The 1,764-nt window shown below is 38.7% G+C and carries 1 protein-coding gene; it reads right to left on the reverse strand.

All coding sequences use genetic code 11. The annotated features are described in order from the left end of the window. Window positions 1-314: 314 nt before the first annotated feature. Window positions 315-1,607 (reverse strand): IS30 family transposase, encoded by a 1,293-nt coding sequence (locus tag DWX65_RS14765; RefSeq protein ID WP_117947914.1) that lies wholly within the window; start codon window positions 1,605-1,607, stop codon window positions 315-317. Window positions 1,608-1,764: the final 157 nt, after the last annotated feature.

A 1,764-nucleotide genomic window follows, 5' to 3' on the forward strand; every position in this document is an offset into this window, starting at 1 on the left:
GCTGAATTGGAATCCGAGCTTCCAGTTTGCAAGTTTAAGTTCTGATTTAGCTAATCGCTTGCAAAAGTAAATTCTGGCAAATCAAAATATCATGATTTTTATGGAAGTTAGTTTTGCAAAGTTCTTCAAAACTGGAATTTACTATTAGAAACAAGTTGTTTTATGCTTCATATGCTGATATTCTTTTTTTGAGATCTTAATCCTCTGAAAAAAGAGTCACGTTAAGCGAAGGTCGAATTTTATTTCTTTTTTCGCAAGATTAAATTCCACCTCTCATTCGGTTCAGTATTTCTTCCGAATGGCGCTAGGTTTTCTTATTTTTTCAGTAATAGAGGCGTAAGGTTAATCTCGTTAGCGGGAATGGATTTTATTCCTAACTTGTCAAGAATATCCCCGCCATTAATGAAGCTGAACAACTGGTGTGCCGACTGGTTATTCAGCTTTTTTCTGTTATATGAGTTGATATGACTCATCATAAGATTGATATCATCCTGAGTTAAGTTATCAAAAGAGGTTTTCTTCGGAAGCACACGACGAATCATCTCATGTGTAACTTCACAACCACCTTTTTGATCAGAACGCTGTGGATCACAATAAAAGATATGTGTTCTGCGACCATTGCCCTTATTAAATTCGATTGCCAGCGGGTTAGTAAATTCACTTCCTCTGTCGGTCAAAATCACCTGGAAGAGGCTAGTGAATACTTCATGTCCTAACTGTTCATACAACCAGTCAAATATTTCTGTAACTGACTTGGCGGTATTGTTATCACGGATAAAAGCAAGCATTAAACTACTATTTCTAAAGTATATGGTCAACAAGACTTTACCGCCTTTGCGACCTTCTACTGAATCCATTTCCACTACCGGAATATCAGGATTCGCAGCAAGATAAGCTTCAAAATCCTCATAAATGCGTCCTACATGACACTGCTTGTCTACTCTTACAGGCTTCTTATGTGAGCGGGTACGATAACGGACCTTTCTCGGAAGATCAACGTTATCTACAGATAAAAGCCCTGCATCAATGTAGTTATAAATAGTCTTTTCATCAAGCATGATATCATCTGCATTATTGACACATATCATGTGAATAGACTGGCCTAACTTAACAAGCGGTGAAACAATAGCATCTACACGCTTTAATTCTTCCGGTGTAATTGCTATTCCTTGACGACTTTCTGAGCGAGTAGTCTCATAATTCTTCTGAGCTGATTTGGCAGAATAAATATGCTTCTCTAGCTTACAGGATTGCCGTTGGATACAGCCGTTGCAAACGTATGGTGGTTTCTTCAGTTTGTTACAAACCAATACCTCAAACTGCTTGCAATGCTCGTAGCACTTTACACGAGGACATCTCTTGCAGCTTTTTGAATACTGTAGTTTGCACTTTGAACATGCTGTTCCGTATTCATCACAGGTACTTCGCTTGCTGCAGGGATTGAAGGAATCTTTACGTACAGTCTGACTATGGAGTTTGACTTCTTTTGAGATAGTAGAAGGGTCCTTGCCAAGTTCCCTACCTATCTCAGTAAATGAAGCTCGTTCTCTTAAGCGAACTTCTATTGTGGCTCTTTCATCAAGAACCAGATGTGCATTCTTAGCCATGGTATTCTCCTTGGATAACGCCATCCGGACTCTATTGCTGAGCCACAACTATAACCAGATATCAAGAGGGTTGCAACACTAACTTCTAGGATATATTTTGCAATACTAAGTTCCAGTTTTTGGGTGAATGGACTGGAATTTAATTTTCCAATTCACC

The sequence above is a fragment of the Roseburia sp. AF20-18LB genome (assembly GCF_003461185.1).
Lineage (GTDB): Bacteria > Bacillota > Clostridia > Lachnospirales > Lachnospiraceae > Roseburia_C > Roseburia_C amylophila.